Origin of the sequence: Paractinoplanes bogorensis (assembly GCF_018829635.1) — a bacterium.
GTDB classification, from domain to species: domain Bacteria; phylum Actinomycetota; class Actinomycetes; order Mycobacteriales; family Micromonosporaceae; genus Actinoplanes; species Actinoplanes bogorensis.
In genome coordinates this window covers 586,335-604,286 of record NZ_JAHKKG010000007.1, presented here as the reverse complement: position 1 = coordinate 604,286, position 17,952 = coordinate 586,335, and the positions used below count along the sequence as shown (strand labels likewise).

Genomic DNA, 17,952 nt, shown 5'->3' with positions numbered 1-17,952 from the left:
CCCGTCACCCCTTTACCGCCCCAGCCGTCAGCCCGTCGGTGATGTAACGCTGCAACAGCTGGAAGACGAGAACCGTGGGGATCGCGGTGAGCAGGGTGCCGGCGCAGAACATGCCGAAGTTGTTGTTGCGCTCCCCCGCCACCATGCCGAACAGGCCCACGGCCAGCGTCTTGGAACCCTGGTCGGTGAGGAACACGTTGGCGATGAGGAACTCGTTGATCGTGCCGATGAAGGCCAGCAGCGCGGTGACCGCGAGGATCGGCGCGACCAGCGGCAGCAGGATGCGGAAGAACACCTGCGTGTGCGAGGCGCCGTCCACCGTGGCCGACTCGTCCAGCTCACGCGGCAGGGTGTCGAAGAAGCCCTTCATCAGCCAGGTGTTCACGCCCAGGGCGCCGCCGAGATAGAGCAGGATCAGGCCCCACCACGTGTTGAAGCCGATCGCGGGCCAATATTCGGTGACCGTCGAGAAGATCAGGAAGATCGCGACGATCGCCAGGAACTGCGGGAACATCTGGATGAGCAGCACCGACAGCAGGCCCACCCGCCGCCCGCGGAATCGCCGCCGGCTGAACGCGTAGGCGGCCAGGGCCGAGATGAACACCGACGCCGCCGACGACGCCAGCGCGATCACCAGCGAGTTGAGGAACCAGCGGCCGAACTGGGTGTCTTCGAAGAGCCGCTCGAAGTTGCCGGCCGAGGCGCCGGTCGGCACGAGCTCACTCGACGACAGGGTGCCGAGCGGGTTGACCGCCGCCGAGATCACGAAGACGATCGGCGCCAGGGCGAACACGAGCATGGCGACGCCGACGAGATGTCGCCAGCCGACCTGTCTGATCCAGGTCATCATGCGTGGACCTCCTCGAGACGACGCGTACGGCGGAAACTCACCGCGGAGACCACGGCGACGATGAGGAAGATGAAGATCGAGATGGCGGCCGCGTAGCCGTACTGCGCGCCCCCGCCGCCGAACGCGATCCGGTAGGTGTAGGTGATCAGCAGGTCGGTCGCACCGTTGGCCGGATTGTCGGCCGGGAACGGCGCGCCCTCGGTGGTCAGGTAGATCGCGTTGAAGTTGTTGAAGTTGAACGCGAACGACGAGATCAGCAGCGGGGTCAGCGCCACCATCAGCAGCGGCAGCGTGATCCGCCGGAAGCCGGCCCACGGGCTCGCGCCGTCGATGCGGGAGGCCTCGGACAACTCGCGCGGGATCGCCTGCAACGCCCCGGTCGCGACCAGGAACATGTACGGGTAGCCCAGCCACAACTGCACGAGGATCACCGCCAGCCGGGCCGACGCGCTGCCCCCGAACCAGTCGACGTGGCTGCCGAACAGGTTGTTGATCAGGCCGAAGTCGGTGTTGAACATGTCCCGCCAGACCAGCAGCATCGCGAACGAGGGCATCGCGTACGGCAGGACCAGCAGCACCCGATAGAAGGTGCGTCCACGGACGCGGTCCGAGTGCATGGCCATCGCGAGCAGCAGTCCGAGCACGAACGTCCCGCCCGTCGAGGCCAGGGCGAAGGCGAAGTTCCAGACGAGCGTACGGAGGAAGGGTGTGGAAATCGCCGAATCAGTGAGCACCCTGGTGAAGTTGCTCAGCCCGACGCTCACCTTCCAGCCCTGGGCCAGCCGTTCGCCGTCGCTCGACACGAACGCGCCGGCACTCTCGTCCGCGGTCCACGTCTTTCCCGTCGTGGTGTCCCGGATGCAGTCACAGTTCCGGTCATAGGCACGGCCGGCCCTTCCCTCGTACGCGCGGGAAAGCCCCGAGGAGCGAATGGCCCCGCCCTCGGTCGGCACGGCCAATGCGGTGATCTCCTGGCTGCGCAGGCTCGCCTGGCCGGCGTTGAGGACCGTGTAGTTGTCGGCCGCTGTGACCCGGCCGGTGCCACCGATCGTGACCTCCGATGTCACGTCTTTCCGACCGCTCGCATCGCCCGCGCTCACCTGCCCGGTGGCCGGATCGGTGATCAGGAAGACCAGGGGGCCCGTCGCCGGGTCACCCGTGGTCGCGACCGTGAGGGCGTACTGGCGGGAACCCGGCACCTGGGTGACCGACGCGGTTTGGATGGCCACGACGGCGTCCTGTTTGGTGCCGCGATGGCCGTCGCCGAAGTTGGTGAAGGCTGTGCTTGCCGTGTAAAGCACCGGGAAGATTTGAAACAGGACCAGCAGGATCGTGCCCGGTGCCAGGTACTTCAGCGGAACGTGGCGCGGCGTCGTGTACAGGTAGACCAGGCCGGCCGTGGTGGCGGTGAGGATCGCGAGCCCGGTCCAGGCCCGGTTGTCGATCAGCGGGAAGGCCGCCCAGATCGCGATCGCCACCGTGACGGCCAGCAGCGGGATCCTGATCCACCCATTTTTCGCGGCCGGCTCCTCCTCCGGCGCGGGGCGGGCCCGGGTGACGGGCCCGCTCAGCTGCGTCGTCATTTACTTGCTGATCGCGGCGGTGATGGTCTTGCCCGCGGCCGTGATCGTCTTCGTCGGGTCGGCGCCACCGATCACCGCCGCCTCGGCCTTGCCGAACGGGTCCCAGATCGCCGCCATCTCGGGAATCGCCGGCAGCGGCTGACCGTCCTTGCCGGCCGCCACGAACTTCTCGAGATCCGCGTCCTTGGTCTTCACCTGGTCGAACGCCGACGTCAGGGCCGGCGGCCGGGGCTCGGCCTCGTAGAGCGCGACGGCCAGGTCGGGCGTGGTCACATAGTTGGTCACGAACTCCTGGGCCAGCGCCTTGTTCTTGCCCTTCGACGCGACATAGAAGCTCTGCACGCCGAGGAACGGGCGGGCCGGCTGTCCACCGGCAAAACCGGGGACCGGGCTGATGTCGTACGGGAGCTTGGCCTTCTTGACGTCGGTGATCGCCCACGGACCGCTGACCAGGAACGCGCACTTCTTGCCGGTGAACGTGGCGATCGAGTTCTCCGGGGTGATCGAGCGCTTGAGGGCGCCCGTTCCCTTTTCGCCGATCGCCGCGATCTTCTTGAACGCGGCCACCGACTCCGGCTTGCCCACGCCCAGGTCCTTCGGGTCGTAGTCACCGTTGGCGCTGGTGCCGAACAGATAGCCGCCGGCGCTCGAATACAGCGGGTACAGGTGGTAGGCGTCGCCGTTCTGACCGACCTGCAGGCAGAGCGTCTCGGTGACCTTCTTGGCCGCCTTCAACTCATTCGCCGTCTTGACCAGGTCTTCGATGGTCGCCGGGGCCTGCGGAGCCAGATCGGTGTTGCGGATCAGGGCGAGATTCTCCATCGCGTACGGGACCCCGTAGGTCTGCCCGTTGAAGGTGACCGCCTTGAGCGCGTTGGGGTTCAGGCCGCTCTTCTGCTCGTCACCGAGCTGGACCGGGTCGATCGCGCCGTTCTGCACCAGGTTGCCGATCCAGTCGTGCGCGCCGACCATCACGTCCGGGCCGCTGCCCTGCTGGGACGCGGTGACAAAGGTGGTCTGCTGGTCCTTCGAGATGGCCTGAACCTTGACGGTGACGCCGTTCTCGGTGCCGAACTTCTCGGCGAACGGCTGGAGGGCGGCCGACCGCTTGTCGTCGGCCCAGATCACGAGCTCGCTTTTCGTTTCGGCCTGCGCCTTCCCGGATGGGCTGTCGGTGGCCTTGTCAGTGCCGCCACCACAGCCGGCCAGGGCGCAGGTCAGGGCGGCTGTGGTGGTGGCAACTCCCACCACGCTCGCGAGACGGATGCGCATGTGCAGTCTCCTGTCATGTCTTGGTGAAAGTTTCATCAGCAGGCGCGCCGCCGCAGGGGCGGGTCGCTGGTCATCACTTCGGTGGGATCGCTGCGAATTCGCCCTCAGCTGCGGAAACGCGCAGCGTGAGGCGCGGCCATCGGACATCGGCCAGTGTCGTTCTTGTTGCCGGGACGTTAGCAACCTCTTGCAATGAATGGAAGAGCTTGCAGGAACTCTCGCGCAACACGGCGGCACTAGAGTTGGCGGCATGCGTGCACGGATGGCCGACATCGCCCGTCAGGCCCAGGTCAGTGAGGCGACGGTCTCGCGTGTCATCAACGACCGCCCCGGCGTCTCCCACGAGACCCGCCAGGCGGTGCTCACGGCGCTCGACGTCCTCGGCTACGAGCGCCCCGAACGGCTGCGCAAGCGCAGCGCCGGCCTGGTCGGCCTGGTCGTTCCCGAGCTCGACAACCCGATCTTCCCGGCCTTCGCCCAGGTGATCGAGTCGACGCTGGCCCAGCAGGGTTACACGCCGGTGCTGTGCACCCAGTCCCCCGGCGGCGTGACCGAGGACGAATACGTCGAGATGCTGCTCGACCGCCAAGTCTCCGGCATCGTCTTCGTGTCCGGCCTGTCCGCCGACACCACCGCCGACCACGCCCGCTACCAGCGCCTCCTCGACCGCCCACTGCCGATCGTCCTGATGAACGGCTACGCCGAGGGCATCGAGGTCCCGTTCGTCTCCTGCGACGAACGGCTGGCCGGCGACCTGGCCGTGACACATCTGGTGGCGCTGGGCCACAAACGCATCGGCATGATCTCGGGCCCCAACCGTTTCATCGCCGTCCAGCGCAAGCTGGCCGGCTACCGCCAGGCAATGAAACGCGAGCTGGGCGTACCCGACAGCGCCCTCGACGACTACGTCTCACTGACGCTGTTCGGCGTAGAGGGCGGCGAGGTGGCCGCCGACCGCCTGCTCTCCAAGGGCGTAACCGGCATAGTCTGCGGTTCCGACCTGATGGCGCTGGGCGCAATCCGAGCCGCCCGCCGCCGGGGCCTCGCCGTCCCGGCCGACGTCTCCGTGATCGGGTTCGACGATTCGCCGTTGATCGCCTTCACCGATCCCCCCTTGACCACCCTGCGCCAGCCGGTGACCGCCATGGCCGTGGCGGCCGTCCGCTCCCTGATGGACGAGATCAACGGGCACGGTGCTCCCCACTCGGAGTACCTCTTCCGGCCCGAGCTCGTGGTTCGCGATTCCACCGCAAAGGCCCCTAAGCGGGCTGATCGGGCGGTTGATACTCCGGCCGCTTGATCTCTCTCCTGCAAGTTCTTGCAGATCCTGCGAGATCCGGCTACTCCTTAGCGGCGACTCGGGCTGCCCCACGTCGCGGCAGTCGGAACAGGAGCTCAGCGTCCTCCGAAACATGGCGCCGCCGTCGCCCGGCGAGTAGACTGAATCACTACGAGCGATCATGATTCAACGTGCGGGGGCGGCGGTATGAAAAGCATCGACGTTGGCTCGCTGATAGAGAAGGCACGAGTGGCCGCGGGTCTCAGCCAACGCGCACTTGCCGACGCGACGGGCATCTCACAGCCCACACTGTCGCGGATCATCTCGGGCGATCGCGTGGCAAAGATGCCGGAGATCGTGGCGATCTCATGGGCGACTGGTCATACGGTCGCGCAGCTCGCCGGCACCGGCACGGTGGCCGATCGCGTCCAATGCGCGGCCCGGGCCACCAATGGATCCGACATGGGCGGCATGCGAGACATCCTGCTGCACTACCTCGAGCTGGACGACTACCTGGACGACCAGGCCATCCCGGCCACGGTCTGGCGGCGGTGACAGCGATCGTGAACCCCCAGGCGGAAGGACGCGCGGCGGCCGAAGGGTTCCGCGCGAAGCACCGTCTGGGACTCCAGCCGCTGGGTGATCTTGTGGCCCTGATCGAGCAGTCAGCCGGCGTCGACGTGGCCATCCTCGACGTCGGAGCCGATGAACACGGTCTGACGATGCGCGATCCGCAGCGGAGCGCCGTGTTCATCGGCGTCGCCCGAACCAGACATCCGATGCGGCAACGCAGCACGCTGGCTCACGAACTCGGCCATGTCACCTTTGGCGACTGGGCCGACAACAGCGACTGCGACTGGAGCGCTCCATCGCAGGCCGAGAGCCGGGCCAACGCCTTCGCCCGGCATCTACTGCTGCCGATGGATGGGCTGCGAATCTTTCTGGACGGAGCAGACGGGATCGGCTTGGCCGCGCTTTCGGCGGTGGTACAACGTTTTCTGGTGTCGCCCCAGATTGCCGCGATCGCTCTCGAGCTGGCTGGACTCATCGATGGCGACACCAAACGAGAGTGGATGACCGTGACCGCCCCACAGCTTGCGGTCCGGTTCGGCTGGAGCGATCACTATCGCTCGCTCCAGGACGACGCCGACCAGCGCCGGGCGCCTCAGCGGCTGCTCGCCCGGGCTATCCATGGCTATATCGAGGGCGTCGTTTCCACTCAGACGATCGCCACATTACGAGGGATCACGTCGGAGGAGGCGGCAGCCGAGCTACGCGAAGCCGGGATCTTCCCGGCGCAGCACTCGGTCACGTGGACAGATCCCGACGAACTGCCCGATGTGGAGATCGATCTCGAAGCCTTGAACGACGCGCTCGACAGCGCAGCCGATTCCCCAAACAAGGCATCGGAGCCAGATGCGAGATGATCCATCGACCCATCATGGATGCCGGGCCTGGCCTGAACTTTCTGTCGATCAACCAGGAAAGGCTACTCATCTCCATGATGGGCCGGCTCAGCGTCCCCGCGTCGGTGGAGACTGAGGTCCTCCGCAAGGCGGCTCAGGACCGGCGATTCCGGCCCGCGGAAATGGTCTGGCGCAAGCTGACCCCCGACTGGATTCAGATCCTGCCCGACGATGTGACTCCCGAACTGGCTCGAGTCGTACACCGGATCGCGCAGCTGCCCATGGACGAGCGGCTCAAGCACTCAAAGGATCTAGGCGAAACGATGGTGATCGCCCACGCCGTCGTTGCCGCGGAGTCCGGCTCCGATGTCATCGTGCTTATTGATGACGGGCCCGGCGTCCGGATCGCCTCCAGTGAGTGCGACGCCTGCAAAGGCTTAGAGCCGCCGACAGCGCCTTGGGATCGATCAGCGTGGCCAGCACCCTCACCGTGCTGGAAAAGGCAGCCGGCTCCGCCTTCATCCCGGACCGCAGCAGGATGCGCGACATCTACCAGCGGCTCCGCGACCTCGACGACGGCCTGCTGCCCATCAACAAGACATCACTCCTGACCACGAGCCGCTGGACAACCACGTCGTAGCAATGCTTCTGGACCTGATTTGTACCCGAGCGGCGCGATCAGGAGTGAGCACCGGTCAACCGGGCGACCGCACGCTGCTTCAAGGCGAACCCCTGCTGAGCCGCGTCCCGCAGGTTGGCCACCAACGGCGAGCGGGAGCGGCGGGCCCAAGGCACCGGAACGGTAGTGGTGCCGTACTTGGACTTGTAGGCATTACCGCCGACGAAGTCGAACTCGGTTACGCCTCGGGCCCGGGCCCAACGCAACGCGTGCCAGATCAGGGTCTCGTTGGGACGCAGGTGCTGGTCGGCGCGGAAGCTGGCACCGCCCCAGAAATACATCGTGCGGTGGTACCAGGGCAGGATCGCGGTGGCTATGCACCGGCCGGACGCGTCGCGGGCGCGCAGGAGCAGCAGCTGACCGGACGGGGCGACGTGGCGAATCAGGGAACGGACGCGCTCGATGGAATAGGTGGGTACGAGATTCTGTTTGGCGAAAACGTCGCGTAACTGCGCGTAGAAATCGTCGGCGAAAGTCGGATCATCGACAACTTCCTCGACAACGACTCCACTTCGGTCGGCTTTTCGGATATTGCGCCGGCACGCGCTTGCCATCGCACCGAACAACTCGTCTTCGGAGGGCTCCAACGAGATCACCGCGGTGGGGGCGTCGGCCCACTTCAGTCCCAGGCCGTCCAGATCAAGAGGGGTCAGGCCGCGGTCACGGATCTCGAGGTGTGCGCAGCCCAGGTCACCGAACGCGAACGGCATCAGCGCCTCGAGCGCGGCCCGGCGGGCCACCCCTTCATCGAGGGTGAAGCCCACGTACGAGGTGGTCCAGCCGGCCATCGGGCTGCCGAGAATCCGCAGGCCGAAGCGCTTGGAGACGAGGCCGGTGAAGTGGCCGACGGTGGTGGTGCCGTCGACGACGCGGGCCAGGACGGGCTCGGCCCGCTGGGCTTCGGCGACGAATCGCAGCCACGGCTCGGTGTGGAAGATCAGGCGGTCGTCGTACGTCGCCCGCTCGGCCCACACGTCGGCCGAAGGTGTCACCCGGTGCAGTCGCAGCATGAGTCACCCTCCGTAAAAAGCGCCCGGAATGACGCGCGCGGCGCCCTCCCGAGGCTATTCCGCGGGCATGGCGGAACAACAGAGCAACGACGTCATAAATGACATGAGAAGTCCTCACATTCCTTATGACAATTGCTACTGACATCGTTGCGCGCCGCTTGGAAAGGTTGATGCGGACGAAGTGAGCCGGAGGGTGCCGATGCCGTCCCCGACCTTGATCAAACGACGCTTGAACGAGCTCGGGCTGCGCAGCAGGCTCCGGGCCCGCCCCCGCGTGCAGGGCCGCATCCTGGCGACGGCCGGTGCTTTCCGCCGGCTGCCCACCACGGCCGGGCTCTACTTCCCCTTCTATCACGACGTCCTGCCGGAATACTCGGCCGACCTGCGCCGCCACCTCCGGGCCTTCCTGCGCCTGGGCCCGATGGTGAGCTGGGACGACGCGCTCGCGATCCTGGACGGGCGGCGCAAGCTGACCGGGCCGGCGTTCTGCCTCTCGTTCGACGACGGGCACGCGAGCTGGCGTGACGTCGTCGTGCCGGTGCTGCGCGAGCTGAACGTGCCCGCCATGTTCTTCCTGACCACCGATCTGGTCGGCCGCCCGGGCAACCTGAGCTGGGACGACTGCCGCAAGATGGCGGTGGACGGCTTCTCCTTCGGCTCGCACACGGTCACCCACCAGCGCCTGGCCGACCTGAACGACGCCGACGCGCACCGCGAGATCGCCGGTTCCAAGCGCGAGATCGAGGACGAGCTGGGCGTCGAGATCAAAGACTTCGCGGCCCCGTACGGGCATCCGGCCGTCGATTTCGGACAGCGCGACGTGACGCTGGCGCGGGAGGCCGGTTACCGGTGCTTCGCCAGCACCCTGCGCCCGGCGATGCATCCGGGCGACTCCCCGTTGATGATCCACCGGCAGGGCCTGCACCCGGCCTGGCCGTTGTGGGCGGTTAGGACGAGGGTTCATGACTGAGACCAGGATCTGGCTGTCCCCGCCCGACGTCGGCGAGCTCGAACGCAAGCTGCTGCTCGAGGCGTTCGACTCCAACTGGGTCGCGCCGGTCGGCCCCGATCTCGACGCGTTCGAGGCGCAGATGGCCGAGCTCGTCGGCGTACGGCATGCGGTGGCCCTCAGCAGTGGTACGGCCGCGCTGCATCTTGCGCTTGTGGCGGCGGGGGTGCGTACGGGAGACACGGTTTTGGTCCCGTCTTTCACTTTTGCCGCCACGGCGAACGCGGTCATGTATCTGGGTGCGCGACCGGTGTTCCTGGACAGCACGACCGCGAGCTGGAACGTCGACCCGGCGCTGGTGACCGAGGAACTGAAGCGGCGCTGCGCCAAGGGACGGCCGCCGCGCGCGGTGATCGCCGTGGACATGTACGGACAATGTGCCGACTACGAACCGCTCGTCGACGCGTGCGACCGATACGGCGTCGCGCTGATCGAGGACGCGGCCGAGGCGCTCGGGGCGTCGTACCGGGGGCGGCCGGCCGGGTCGTTCGGGCTGGCCGGGGTGCTGTCGTTCAACGGCAACAAGATCATTACCACCGGCGGTGGCGGAATGCTCGTCACGGACGACGACCGGGTGGCCGCCCGTACGCGGCACCTGGCGACGCAGGCCCGCGAGCCGCTGCCACACTACGAGCACCGCTCGGTCGGCTACAACTACCGGCTCAGCAACCTGCTCGCCGCGGTCGGCCGGGGGCAGCTGCAACGGCTCGATTCGATGATCGCCGCCCGCCGCGAGACCGGCCGCTACTACCGGTCGGCGCTGGGCGACCTGCCCGGGGTGACCTTCATGCCGATCGCCGGCTACGGCACGGCCAACTGGTGGCTGACCTGCCTGCTGATCGACGCCGAGCGGTTCGGCGCGAGCCGCGACCGGGTGCTCGCGCGTCTCGCCGCCCACGACATCGAGGCGCGGCCCACCTGGAAGCCGATGCACCTGCAGCCGGTCTTCCGCGACTGCGTGATGCGCGGCGGTGACGTCTGCGCCGACCTGTTCGAGCGGGGACTGTGCCTGCCGAGCGGGTCCGCGCTGACCGAGAACGACCGGGACCGGGTCGTGGCCGCCGTGCGCGCGGTCGCCGCCGAAGCCGAGTAGCGAGAGCCAAGGGATAGCGGGATGCACATCGTCTATATCCACCAGTACTACTGCAACCCGGGCATGGCCGGCGGCATCCGCTCCTACGAACAGGCCCGGCGGCTCGTGGCGCGGGGACACACGGTCGACGTCATCACCACGGACATCACCGGCACGCAGGGGCAGCCCGGGTGGCGGCAGACCGAGGACGACGGCGTACGGGTCCACTGGTTCTCGATTCCGTACAACAACTCGATGTCGTACGCACGGCGTATTCGCGCGTTCGCTCAGTTCATGGTGGTCGCCACCGCGAAAGCTGCGCGTTTGAAGGCCGATCTGGTGTTCGCCACGAGCACTCCGCTGACCGTGGCCGTGCCCGGGGTGCTCGCGGCCAAGATGCGCCGGGTGCCGTTCGTGTTCGAGGTGCGCGATCTGTGGCCCGAGGTGCCGATCGAGATGGGCGCGCTGCGTAACCCGGTGCTGCGCGGTGCGGCCGGCGCGCTGGCCAACTTCGCCTACCGCAACGCTTCCGAGGTCGTCGCGCTCTCGCCGGGCATGGCGGCGGGAGTTCTCCGGCGACGACCCTCTTCCCGTACGACCGTGATCCCCAACGCTGCTGATCTGGCTCTGTTCGAGGTCGAACCCACGGCGGTAGCGCAGTTCCGGGCTCGGCACGAGTGGCTGGGTGACCGGCCGCTGATCGTCTACACCGGAGCGTTGGGCGCCGTGAACGGCGTGGAATACCTGGTGCGGGCGGCCAAGCGGATGCGCGAGCTGGACCCCGAGATCCGGGTGCTGATCGTCGGGCACGGCAAGGAGTGGGAGCCGACCAAGCGGCTGGCGGCCGAGCTCGGATTGCTCGACGACACCGTACGGATGTGGGAGAAGGTGCCCAAGTCCGAGCTGCCGGTGATCCTCGGCGCGGCGACGATGTCGACCAGTTTCGTGCGGCCGATTCGCGCGCTGTGGGAGAACTCGGCCAACAAGTTCTTCGACGCGCTGGCCGCGGGGCGCCCGATCGCGGTCAACTACGGCGGCTGGCAGGCCGACCTGATCGACGAGACCGGGGCCGGGCTGGTGCTCGACCCGACCGACACGGACGCCGCGGGCGAGATGTTCGCGCACTACTGCCGGGACGAGTCGTGGCTGGCGCAGGCGCGCATCGCTGCGCACAAGCTGGCGGTCGACCAGTTCTCGCGCGACATGCTGTTCGACCGTTTCGCGGATGTGCTCGATCGCGCGGCCGCTACCGCGCGCAAAACGCGCAACGCGTCCGCGACCCCGAGCAACGCCGCGCAAACGCACAACACGTCGACCGAAACGCTCGACACGGAAACGAATGGGTCGGCGACAACTCGCGACGCGCTCGGCGAAAAACGCAACGCGTCCGGGGAAACGCTCAGACCGGCGACAACGAGCGGTGGTGCGCCACCGATGAGCGATTCGGCCGACCCGAGCAACGTCGTGGCGGCGGCGAACACGAACGGTGTTGTGGCGGCGAACGGGATCGGGGAGTAAGGCGTGGAACTGCGCGAGTATGTGCGGGCCTGCCGGCGCCGATGGGTCTGGATCGTGGTGCCGATCCTGCTGGCGATGGGGGCGGCAGCGGGGCTGTCGCTGACCCAGGAACCGGCCTACCGGTCGTCGATGGTGCTGTTCGTGACGACCGGGTCGGGCGATCCGGACGCCAAGGCGAGCCGGCTCAACTCGTACATCGCGTTGCTGACCGGGCCCCGGGTGGCGCAGAACGTGGTGGCCAAGATGGGCCCGCCGCTGACCACCGAACGGGTGCAGGAAAGTCTGACCGCCGAGGTGCAGGCGGGCACTGACCTGCTCGTCGTGACGGCCACCGACCCGTCGGCCGCGCGCAGCAAGACGATGGTCACCAACGCCACGTCGGCGCTGGTCGCGCTGGCCAAGAAGCTCGACCCGCCGACCACGACGGCCGACAGCGGGCCACCGCCGCAGATCACCATCGCCCAGGATGCGGTCACCACGCAGGAGCCGGGCAACCTCGCGCGCAACATCGGGTTCTCGGCCGTGCTCGGACTCCTCGTGGGTGGAGTCGGGGTGGCGGTGCGCGAGGCGACCCGCAAGACGGTCGCCGAGGAGGACGATCTGCGCCGGCTCGGGATCGGGACGGTCGGTGTCATCTCGCTCAGCGGGCGTTGGGCCCGCAAGGGGCAGGCCGACTCCGCGATCGCCGAGGCCTTCCGCCGTTTGCGCAGCCTGCTGCCGGCCGACGTGACCGAGAAGCAGGCCGCCTCGGCCCGGGGCACCACCCTGCTGCTGACCGCGGCCAACCCCAAGGAGGGGACGACCGCGGTGGCCTGCGGGCTGGCGATCGCGCTGGCCGAGACCGGTGCGCGGGTGCTGCTCGTGGACGGGAACCTGCGCTCGCCCGGCGTCGGCCGCTATCTCTCGATGGACGCCGGCCCCGGCCTGGCCGATGTGCTGGCCGGGCGGGCCCGGGTGAGCGATGTGCTGCGGGATCCGCTCGGCGGGCGGCTGACCGTGCTGCCGCCGGGCGAGAAACGGCCCGACCCGGGCGAGGTGCTGTCGTCGCCGCGGCTGGCCGCGACCTTCGGCGAGCTGGCCGGGCGCTTCGACGTGGTGCTGGTGGACGCCCCGCCGTTGCACACGGTGGCCGACGCGACGGTGCTCAGCAAGGTGACCGACGGCGCGCTGCTGGTGGTGCGGGCCGGGCGCACCCGTACGGCCGACGTGCGCCGTTCGACCGACCTGCTCGAGCGGGTCGGGGCGCGGCTGGTCGGGGCGGTGCTCAACGCGCTGCCGCGGCGGCTGCCCGACACCCGGGCCGCGGCGCCCGCGATCACCGAACCGATCGACAGCCCAGGGCTGGTCACCACGCTGCTGGGCACGCCCGCGCACGACGAGCCGCAGCCCCCGGCCAACCCGGTCAGCGGCCGGGCCCGGGTCGACACCGACGTCTCGCAGACGGCGCTGGCCACCTGGCGAACGGCCGACATCGCACACAAGGCGCCCACCGATGCGCAATCAGCGGCCGGCCCGGCCTACGGCACGAACAACAACGTGCAATCAACGGGCGGCACCGCATACGGCACGAGCAACAACGTGCAATCAACGGCTAGCCCGGCTTACGGCACGAACAACAACGCGCAGTCAGCGGGCGGCACCGCTTACGGGACGAACAACAACGCGCAGCGATCGCCCGGCACGATGCACGCGCCGGACACCGACGTGCAGAACCCGGCCGGACGAGACATACAAAGACCGGCCGCCGACGACCGCGACCGGACTCAGCGCATCATCCCGGTGCGTCCGCCGGAGCCGGAGGACGTGGAGCGCACTCAGCGCATCCCGATCCAGAGCCCGGGCGAGCACGACGGGGACAAGGTGCAGCGCCTGACCGTGACCCGGACCGCGGACGTCGAGCAGCGCGCGGCGAACGATGAAGTGACCGTGCAGCAGGCGTCCACGTCGCGCAACCCGGGCGCCCCTGCCAACAACGCGCAACAAGCGACCGCCGCGCGCACCTCGAACGATCCGGTCAACAACGCGCAACAAGCGAGCACCACGCGCACACCGAACGACCCGGACAACAACGTGCAACAAGCGAACACCACGCGCACACCGAACGACCCAGACGCCACCGTGCAACAAGTGAGCGCAGCGCGCATCCCCGACGACGACCCCGACAAAACCGCGCAACAAACGGCCACCGCGCGCAACCCGAGCGGCCCGGACAACAACGCGCAACCAACGAGCACCACGCGCACGCCAAACGACCCGGACGCCACCGTGCAACAACAGACCGCAACGCGCACACCCGATGGCAGAACGGTCCAGAGCCCCGCCACGAACGACCCGGACGCGACCGTGCAACAAACGACCGCGGCGCGCAACCCGAACGACCCGGACGCCACCGCGCAACAAACGACCGCGGCGCGCAACCCGAACGACCCGGACGCCACCGCGCAACAAACGACTGCGGCGCGCAGCCCGGACGAGGAGGACGACGGGGACAAGGTGCAGCGGCTGTTTCCGGTGCGGCCGCGCGGTGAGGACGACGGCATGATCACGCAGCGGATTGTGCCGCCGGTGCGGGCGGACCGGGCCGCGGTTTCGCTCAACGGGCACGGGAAAGCTGTCGTGCAGGGGAAAGCCGCCGTGGCCGAGGACGAGCCCACGGAAGAGAACGGGCATGAGTGAGCTCCAGGCGGAGCGCCCGCTCACCGAACCGGTCGCGAAAAAGAGTGCGGCGGCCTGGGTCGGCGGGCTGCTGCGGGAGCCGTACGTGCAGCTCTTCGCCTCTCAGCTGCTGACCGGTGGCGTCGCCTTTGTGGCCAACATCCTGATGGTGCGGGCCCTGGCGCCGGCCCATCGGGGTGAGGTCGCGCTGATGCTGCAGGTCGTCTACCTGGCTACCCAGTTCATGCTGCTCGGCACCGAACGTAGCTTCGTCGCCAGTTATCACGAGGTGACCCCGGCCGCGGCGGTGAAGGCGTACGGGAAACTGCTGGTTGTTCCTTGTGGTGTCGGGCTTCTGCTGGCGGCGGGTTATGAAGTGCTGGCGCCGCATCACTACAACCCGGGGCTGCTCGTCATCGGGCTGATCGCGGCCTACACGCTGGTCGAGGTGGCCGGGCTGGCCACGCGTTCGATCGCCATCGCGGCCGGGCGGGTGGGCGACTTCCTGATCTGCCGGATCGTCGAGGCGCTGATCCTGCTCGCGCTGCTCGTCGTCCTCTATCTGGCCAACACCACCACGCCGGCCATCTGGATCGTCGCCTATCTGGTGGCGGGGCTGCTGCCGACGGTGGCCTACCTGATCGTCTGGCTGCGGAGGCCCGGTCCGGAGGCGCCCGACCACAACCGGCTGGTCCGGCGGGAAGGGTTGTCCCTGTTCCCGGCCGCGATCTCGAACATGGCGATGCTGCGCTCGGACCGGCTGGCCCTGCCCGCGCTCGCCTCGACGTCGGCGCTCGGCATCTACACCGCCGTGGCCACGATGACCGAACTTCTGGCCTGGCCGGTCCGGGCGTACGCGGACGCCAAGCTCGGCAAGTGGCGGCAGGCGCACAACACCGACGGTCTGCCGACCCGGCCGATCCTGCTCGCGGTGGCCGCCTACTGCCTGGTCGTCGCGCCGATCGCGGCCGGTGGGCTCTACCTGCTGATCGTGCCGGTCTTCGGGCATGAATACGCGCAGGCCAAGTCGGTCGTGGTGCCGTTGGTGGCGGCGGCCGGGCTGTACGCGGTGTCGCGGGTCACCCTGGGCCTGCTCATCGCCAAGGGCCGCGGCAGCCTGGTGTCGGCGGCCGAGATCACCGGTTTCGTCGTCAGCTTCGCCGCCTATCTGCTGTTGATCCCGCCGTTCGGCATCCTGGGCGCCGCCTACGGTTCGCTGATCGGGTACGGCTCGTGCCTGCTGTTCGCGCTGATCACCAACCGGGTGACGGGCGGCAAGGAGTGAAACGGACGCTGACGGCTCCCGGCCTGCTGTTGATCCTGGTGGCGATCGGCGGCCGGTTCACGCTCGACCGCGCCGGCTATCCCGACCTGGTCTGGGTCGACCTGCGCGTGGTCGGGCTGCTGCTGGCCCTGACCGTCCTCATCATCGACGTGGCCCGGCGGCCGGCCACGCCGGCGCCGAGAACGCGTGAGGGCTGGCTCGTCGCGATGGTGCTGTTCTTCCTGTTCCAGATCGCCTCCGGCCTGTGGGCGCCGTCGGCCTCGCGGGTCGGCCCGCAGACCGTCGACCTGCTGCTCATGGGTGCGCTGGTCATAGCCCTTTACCTGTACGCCGTGGGCGACCCTGAAACCGTCGTGCGCCAGGCGTTCCTGCTGTTCTATGTGGCCGCGATCGTGTTCGCGCTGGCCGCCCTGTTCATCAACGGGCCGGGCGAGCAGGGCCGCTACTCGGCCTTCGGCGGCGGCCCCAACGTCTTCGTCCGCATCGAGATCCTCGGCGTGATCAGTGCGATCGCGCTGGCGATGATCCACCGCCGGTTGCTGTGGCTGCTCGCCACTCCCCTGTTCGGCCTGGCCGCCGTGCTCTCCGGTTCGCGGGCCGGTCTGCTGGCGGCGGCCGCGGTGGGCGGGGTGGCCCTGTTCAAGATCCGGCGCCGGCTGCATCCGGGGGCGGTGGCGGGCGCGTTCGTCTTCGTGGCCGCGGCCGTGACCGTGATCTGGGCGTTCGCGCCGCCCGCGTTCACCAGCCTGTTCCAGGAGAGGTTCGTCGAGCAGACCGTGCAGGAACGCTATCTGTCCGACCGCACCAGCATCTGGGCGGCGGCGTGGCAGCTCGCGGTCGACCATCCGATCGCGGGGGCCGGGCTGGACGGCTTCTACGGGATCATCGGCGTCAACCAGTTCGTGGAATACCCGCACAACTATGTGCTCGCCGTCGCGGCCGAGGGTGGCCTGATCGGCATCGGGCTGCTCACCACGGCCGTGTTGTTGTGGACAAAGACGGTGTACGGCGGTGGCCACCGCCCGAAACTGACCGGGCTGGCGGTTTCGGCGGCGGTGTTCGTCGGGCTGAGCAGCCTGTTCTCCGGTGACTACTACGACTCACGGCTGGCTTGGATGTTCGCCGCACTGGCCGCGGCGGCCGCCGTGGTGCCGGCGGTGGCCCCGGTACGTGAGGAGGTGCACGCATGATCGCTCGACGGGCTCTGTTGCTGGGGGGATTGGGCGCTCTGGGTGTGGCGGCCGCGGCGGGCACGGCCGTGGCCTGCGGCGTCCGGGAAGACGACGCCGCTCAGGTGATGAGCCCGCTGCCGGCCGAACCCGAGGGCCCGGCGGTCGCGGCGGCCACCCTCAAACCGGTCAGCCACTGGGCCGAGATGTTCCTGCGTTCCTGGGACTACCAGACCCGCACGGCCCTGCCGATGACCCGCTCGGGCGACAGCTGGGACCACTACAACGTTTCGTACACAGTGGATGCTCTCGTCGCCATGTTCCGGGCCACCGGCGAGAATCGCTACCTCGACCGCGCCCTGCAATACACCGAGAACGTGGTCGGCACGGCCAAGGGAGTGCGCGGCGGCTACCTCGGCTGGACGAGCGCGCAGGAGGACGGCACCGAGGTGCCGCTCTATGAGAGCTATTTCTGGCGGTACGGCACGGCCTTGCTCACGGCCATCCGGCAAAACCCTTCCGTGTACGCCAATTCGGCGTACCGGGCCCGCTACACCCGGCTGCTCTCGTTCGCCGAGAAGCACGTGTTCGAGAAGTGGTACTCGCGCGGCCCCGACGACACCATCTATCGCGAGCGTACCCACATGGCCTCACACTGGGCCCTGATCGCTCAGAACCTGTCCCTGGTCACCGCCGACACCGCGCGTCGTGCGCGATATCAACGCGTTGTCGCCGACGTCGACCAGCACATGCCCGGCCAGAGCGGCGGCCTCAAACAGCAGATGCGGCGCAACCCGGCCGAGGCCACGGCCTATTTCTGGAGCGACGTCTGGGGTTCCGGTGCGCGGCCGGGACAGGACGTCAGCCACGGCAACGGTGTCATGGCGTACGTGGTGGAGGCCCGTGACCACGGCACCACCTGGACCAAGACCGATATGGCGGCCTTCTCCCGCCTGCTGACCCGGGTCGTCTGGCCCGGCGGCACAACCTATCGCGCCTACGTGGACGGCACCGGTGCCGACAACGGATGGCTCTCGGACGGCTTCGTCAAGCTCGGCCGCTTCGACCCGGGGGTCCAGCAGCGGCTGGAGAGTCATCGCGTGGTCAACGACCAGTTCGCCGCCAACATGGCGCTCAATGCGCGGATCCTGCGTCCGTAAAGGAG

15 protein-coding genes are annotated in these 17,952 nt (G+C 68.4%); 11 read left to right on the top strand and 4 right to left on the bottom strand.

The genetic code is table 11. The features are described 5' to 3' along the window. Positions 1-4: 4 nt before the first annotated feature. From KOI35_RS25330 to KOI35_RS25320, 3 genes are read right to left on the bottom strand one after another with little or no spacing between them, the layout of a single operon-like run. Positions 5-850: a sugar ABC transporter permease gene (locus KOI35_RS25330; RefSeq protein WP_438870622.1), complete on the bottom strand. Its 846-nt coding sequence runs from the start codon at positions 848-850 to the stop codon at positions 5-7. Continuing rightward, entirely contained in the window at positions 847-2,433 is a 1,587-nt protein-coding gene (locus KOI35_RS25325; RefSeq protein WP_215790731.1) for an ABC transporter permease subunit, read from the bottom strand. Before KOI35_RS25325 ends, KOI35_RS25330 begins: the two co-directional genes overlap by 4 nt. Then, the gene (locus KOI35_RS25320) at positions 2,434-3,705 is read right to left on the bottom strand and encodes a sugar ABC transporter substrate-binding protein (protein ID WP_215790730.1); all 1,272 of its coding nucleotides are present in this window, start codon (positions 3,703-3,705) and stop codon (positions 2,434-2,436) included. Positions 3,706-3,955: 250 nt separating this feature from the next. On the opposite strand from KOI35_RS25320, the gene KOI35_RS25315 reads away from it, so the two are divergent. From KOI35_RS25315 to KOI35_RS25300, 4 genes are all read left to right on the top strand, one after another. After that, positions 3,956-5,005, top strand: a complete 1,050-nt coding sequence (locus KOI35_RS25315; protein WP_215790728.1) for a LacI family DNA-binding transcriptional regulator — start codon at positions 3,956-3,958, stop codon at positions 5,003-5,005. 186 nt (positions 5,006-5,191) lie between these two features. After that, entirely contained in the window at positions 5,192-5,539 is a 348-nt protein-coding gene (locus KOI35_RS25310; protein ID WP_215790726.1) for a helix-turn-helix domain-containing protein, read from the top strand. Beyond that, the gene (locus KOI35_RS25305; protein ID WP_308121142.1) at positions 5,536-6,411 is read left to right on the top strand and encodes an ImmA/IrrE family metallo-endopeptidase; all 876 of its coding nucleotides are present in this window, start codon (positions 5,536-5,538) and stop codon (positions 6,409-6,411) included. Before KOI35_RS25310 ends, KOI35_RS25305 begins: the two co-directional genes overlap by 4 nt. A 451-nt stretch (positions 6,412-6,862) precedes the next feature. Next, positions 6,863-7,030 (top strand): hypothetical protein, encoded by a 168-nt coding sequence (locus KOI35_RS25300; protein WP_215790725.1) that lies wholly within the window; start codon positions 6,863-6,865, stop codon positions 7,028-7,030. A gap of 38 nt (positions 7,031-7,068) precedes the next feature. On the opposite strand, the gene KOI35_RS25295 is transcribed toward KOI35_RS25300, so the two are convergent. After that, positions 7,069-8,079, bottom strand: coding sequence for a GNAT family N-acetyltransferase (locus KOI35_RS25295; RefSeq protein WP_215790723.1), 1,011 nt, complete (start codon positions 8,077-8,079; stop codon positions 7,069-7,071). 229 nt (positions 8,080-8,308) lie between these two features. Between KOI35_RS25295 and KOI35_RS25290 the strand changes: the two genes are divergently transcribed. From KOI35_RS25290 to KOI35_RS25260, 7 genes are read left to right on the top strand one after another with little or no spacing between them, the layout of a single operon-like run. Further along, positions 8,309-9,049, top strand: a complete 741-nt coding sequence (locus tag KOI35_RS25290) for a polysaccharide deacetylase family protein (RefSeq protein WP_246613657.1) — start codon at positions 8,309-8,311, stop codon at positions 9,047-9,049. Further along, positions 9,042-10,181 (top strand): aminotransferase class I/II-fold pyridoxal phosphate-dependent enzyme, encoded by a 1,140-nt coding sequence (locus KOI35_RS25285; protein WP_215790718.1) that lies wholly within the window; start codon positions 9,042-9,044, stop codon positions 10,179-10,181. Before KOI35_RS25290 ends, KOI35_RS25285 begins: the two co-directional genes overlap by 8 nt. A gap of 21 nt (positions 10,182-10,202) precedes the next feature. Then, on the top strand, positions 10,203-11,678 hold the full coding sequence (locus KOI35_RS25280; protein ID WP_215790717.1) for a glycosyltransferase family 4 protein: 1,476 nt from the start codon (positions 10,203-10,205) through the stop codon (positions 11,676-11,678). A gap of 3 nt (positions 11,679-11,681) precedes the next feature. Further along, on the top strand, positions 11,682-14,354 hold the full coding sequence (locus KOI35_RS25275; RefSeq protein ID WP_215790715.1) for a polysaccharide biosynthesis tyrosine autokinase: 2,673 nt from the start codon (positions 11,682-11,684) through the stop codon (positions 14,352-14,354). Continuing rightward, positions 14,347-15,618, top strand: a complete 1,272-nt coding sequence (locus tag KOI35_RS25270) for a lipopolysaccharide biosynthesis protein (RefSeq protein ID WP_215790713.1) — start codon at positions 14,347-14,349, stop codon at positions 15,616-15,618. The genes KOI35_RS25275 and KOI35_RS25270 overlap by 8 nt, the downstream gene beginning before the upstream one ends. Continuing rightward, positions 15,615-16,808, top strand: coding sequence for an O-antigen ligase family protein (locus tag KOI35_RS25265; RefSeq protein WP_215790711.1), 1,194 nt, complete (start codon positions 15,615-15,617; stop codon positions 16,806-16,808). The genes KOI35_RS25270 and KOI35_RS25265 overlap by 4 nt, the downstream gene beginning before the upstream one ends. Next, positions 16,805-17,947, top strand: coding sequence for a hypothetical protein (locus KOI35_RS25260; RefSeq protein WP_215790709.1), 1,143 nt, complete (start codon positions 16,805-16,807; stop codon positions 17,945-17,947). Before KOI35_RS25265 ends, KOI35_RS25260 begins: the two co-directional genes overlap by 4 nt. Positions 17,948-17,952: the final 5 nt, after the last annotated feature.

What these genes read in the sequence shown, in the direction of transcription:
- KOI35_RS25330 (WP_438870622.1), bottom strand. Translation starts at nt 850, where the DNA reads ATGATGACCTGGATCAGACAGGTCGGCTGGCGACATCTCGTCGGCGTC.
- KOI35_RS25325 (WP_215790731.1), bottom strand. Translation starts at nt 2,433, where the DNA reads ATGACGACGCAGCTGAGCGGGCCCGTCACCCGGGCCCGCCCCGCGCCG.
- KOI35_RS25320 (WP_215790730.1), bottom strand. Translation starts at nt 3,705, where the DNA reads ATGCGCATCCGTCTCGCGAGCGTGGTGGGAGTTGCCACCACCACAGCC.
- KOI35_RS25315 (WP_215790728.1), top strand. Translation starts at nt 3,956, where the DNA reads ATGCGTGCACGGATGGCCGACATCGCCCGTCAGGCCCAGGTCAGTGAG.
- KOI35_RS25310 (WP_215790726.1), top strand. Translation starts at nt 5,192, where the DNA reads ATGAAAAGCATCGACGTTGGCTCGCTGATAGAGAAGGCACGAGTGGCC.
- KOI35_RS25295 (WP_215790723.1), bottom strand. Translation starts at nt 8,079, where the DNA reads ATGCTGCGACTGCACCGGGTGACACCTTCGGCCGACGTGTGGGCCGAG.
- KOI35_RS25285 (WP_215790718.1), top strand. Translation starts at nt 9,042, where the DNA reads ATGACTGAGACCAGGATCTGGCTGTCCCCGCCCGACGTCGGCGAGCTC.
- KOI35_RS25280 (WP_215790717.1), top strand. Translation starts at nt 10,203, where the DNA reads ATGCACATCGTCTATATCCACCAGTACTACTGCAACCCGGGCATGGCC.
- KOI35_RS25270 (WP_215790713.1), top strand. Translation starts at nt 14,347, where the DNA reads ATGAGTGAGCTCCAGGCGGAGCGCCCGCTCACCGAACCGGTCGCGAAA.
- KOI35_RS25260 (WP_215790709.1), top strand. Translation starts at nt 16,805, where the DNA reads ATGATCGCTCGACGGGCTCTGTTGCTGGGGGGATTGGGCGCTCTGGGT.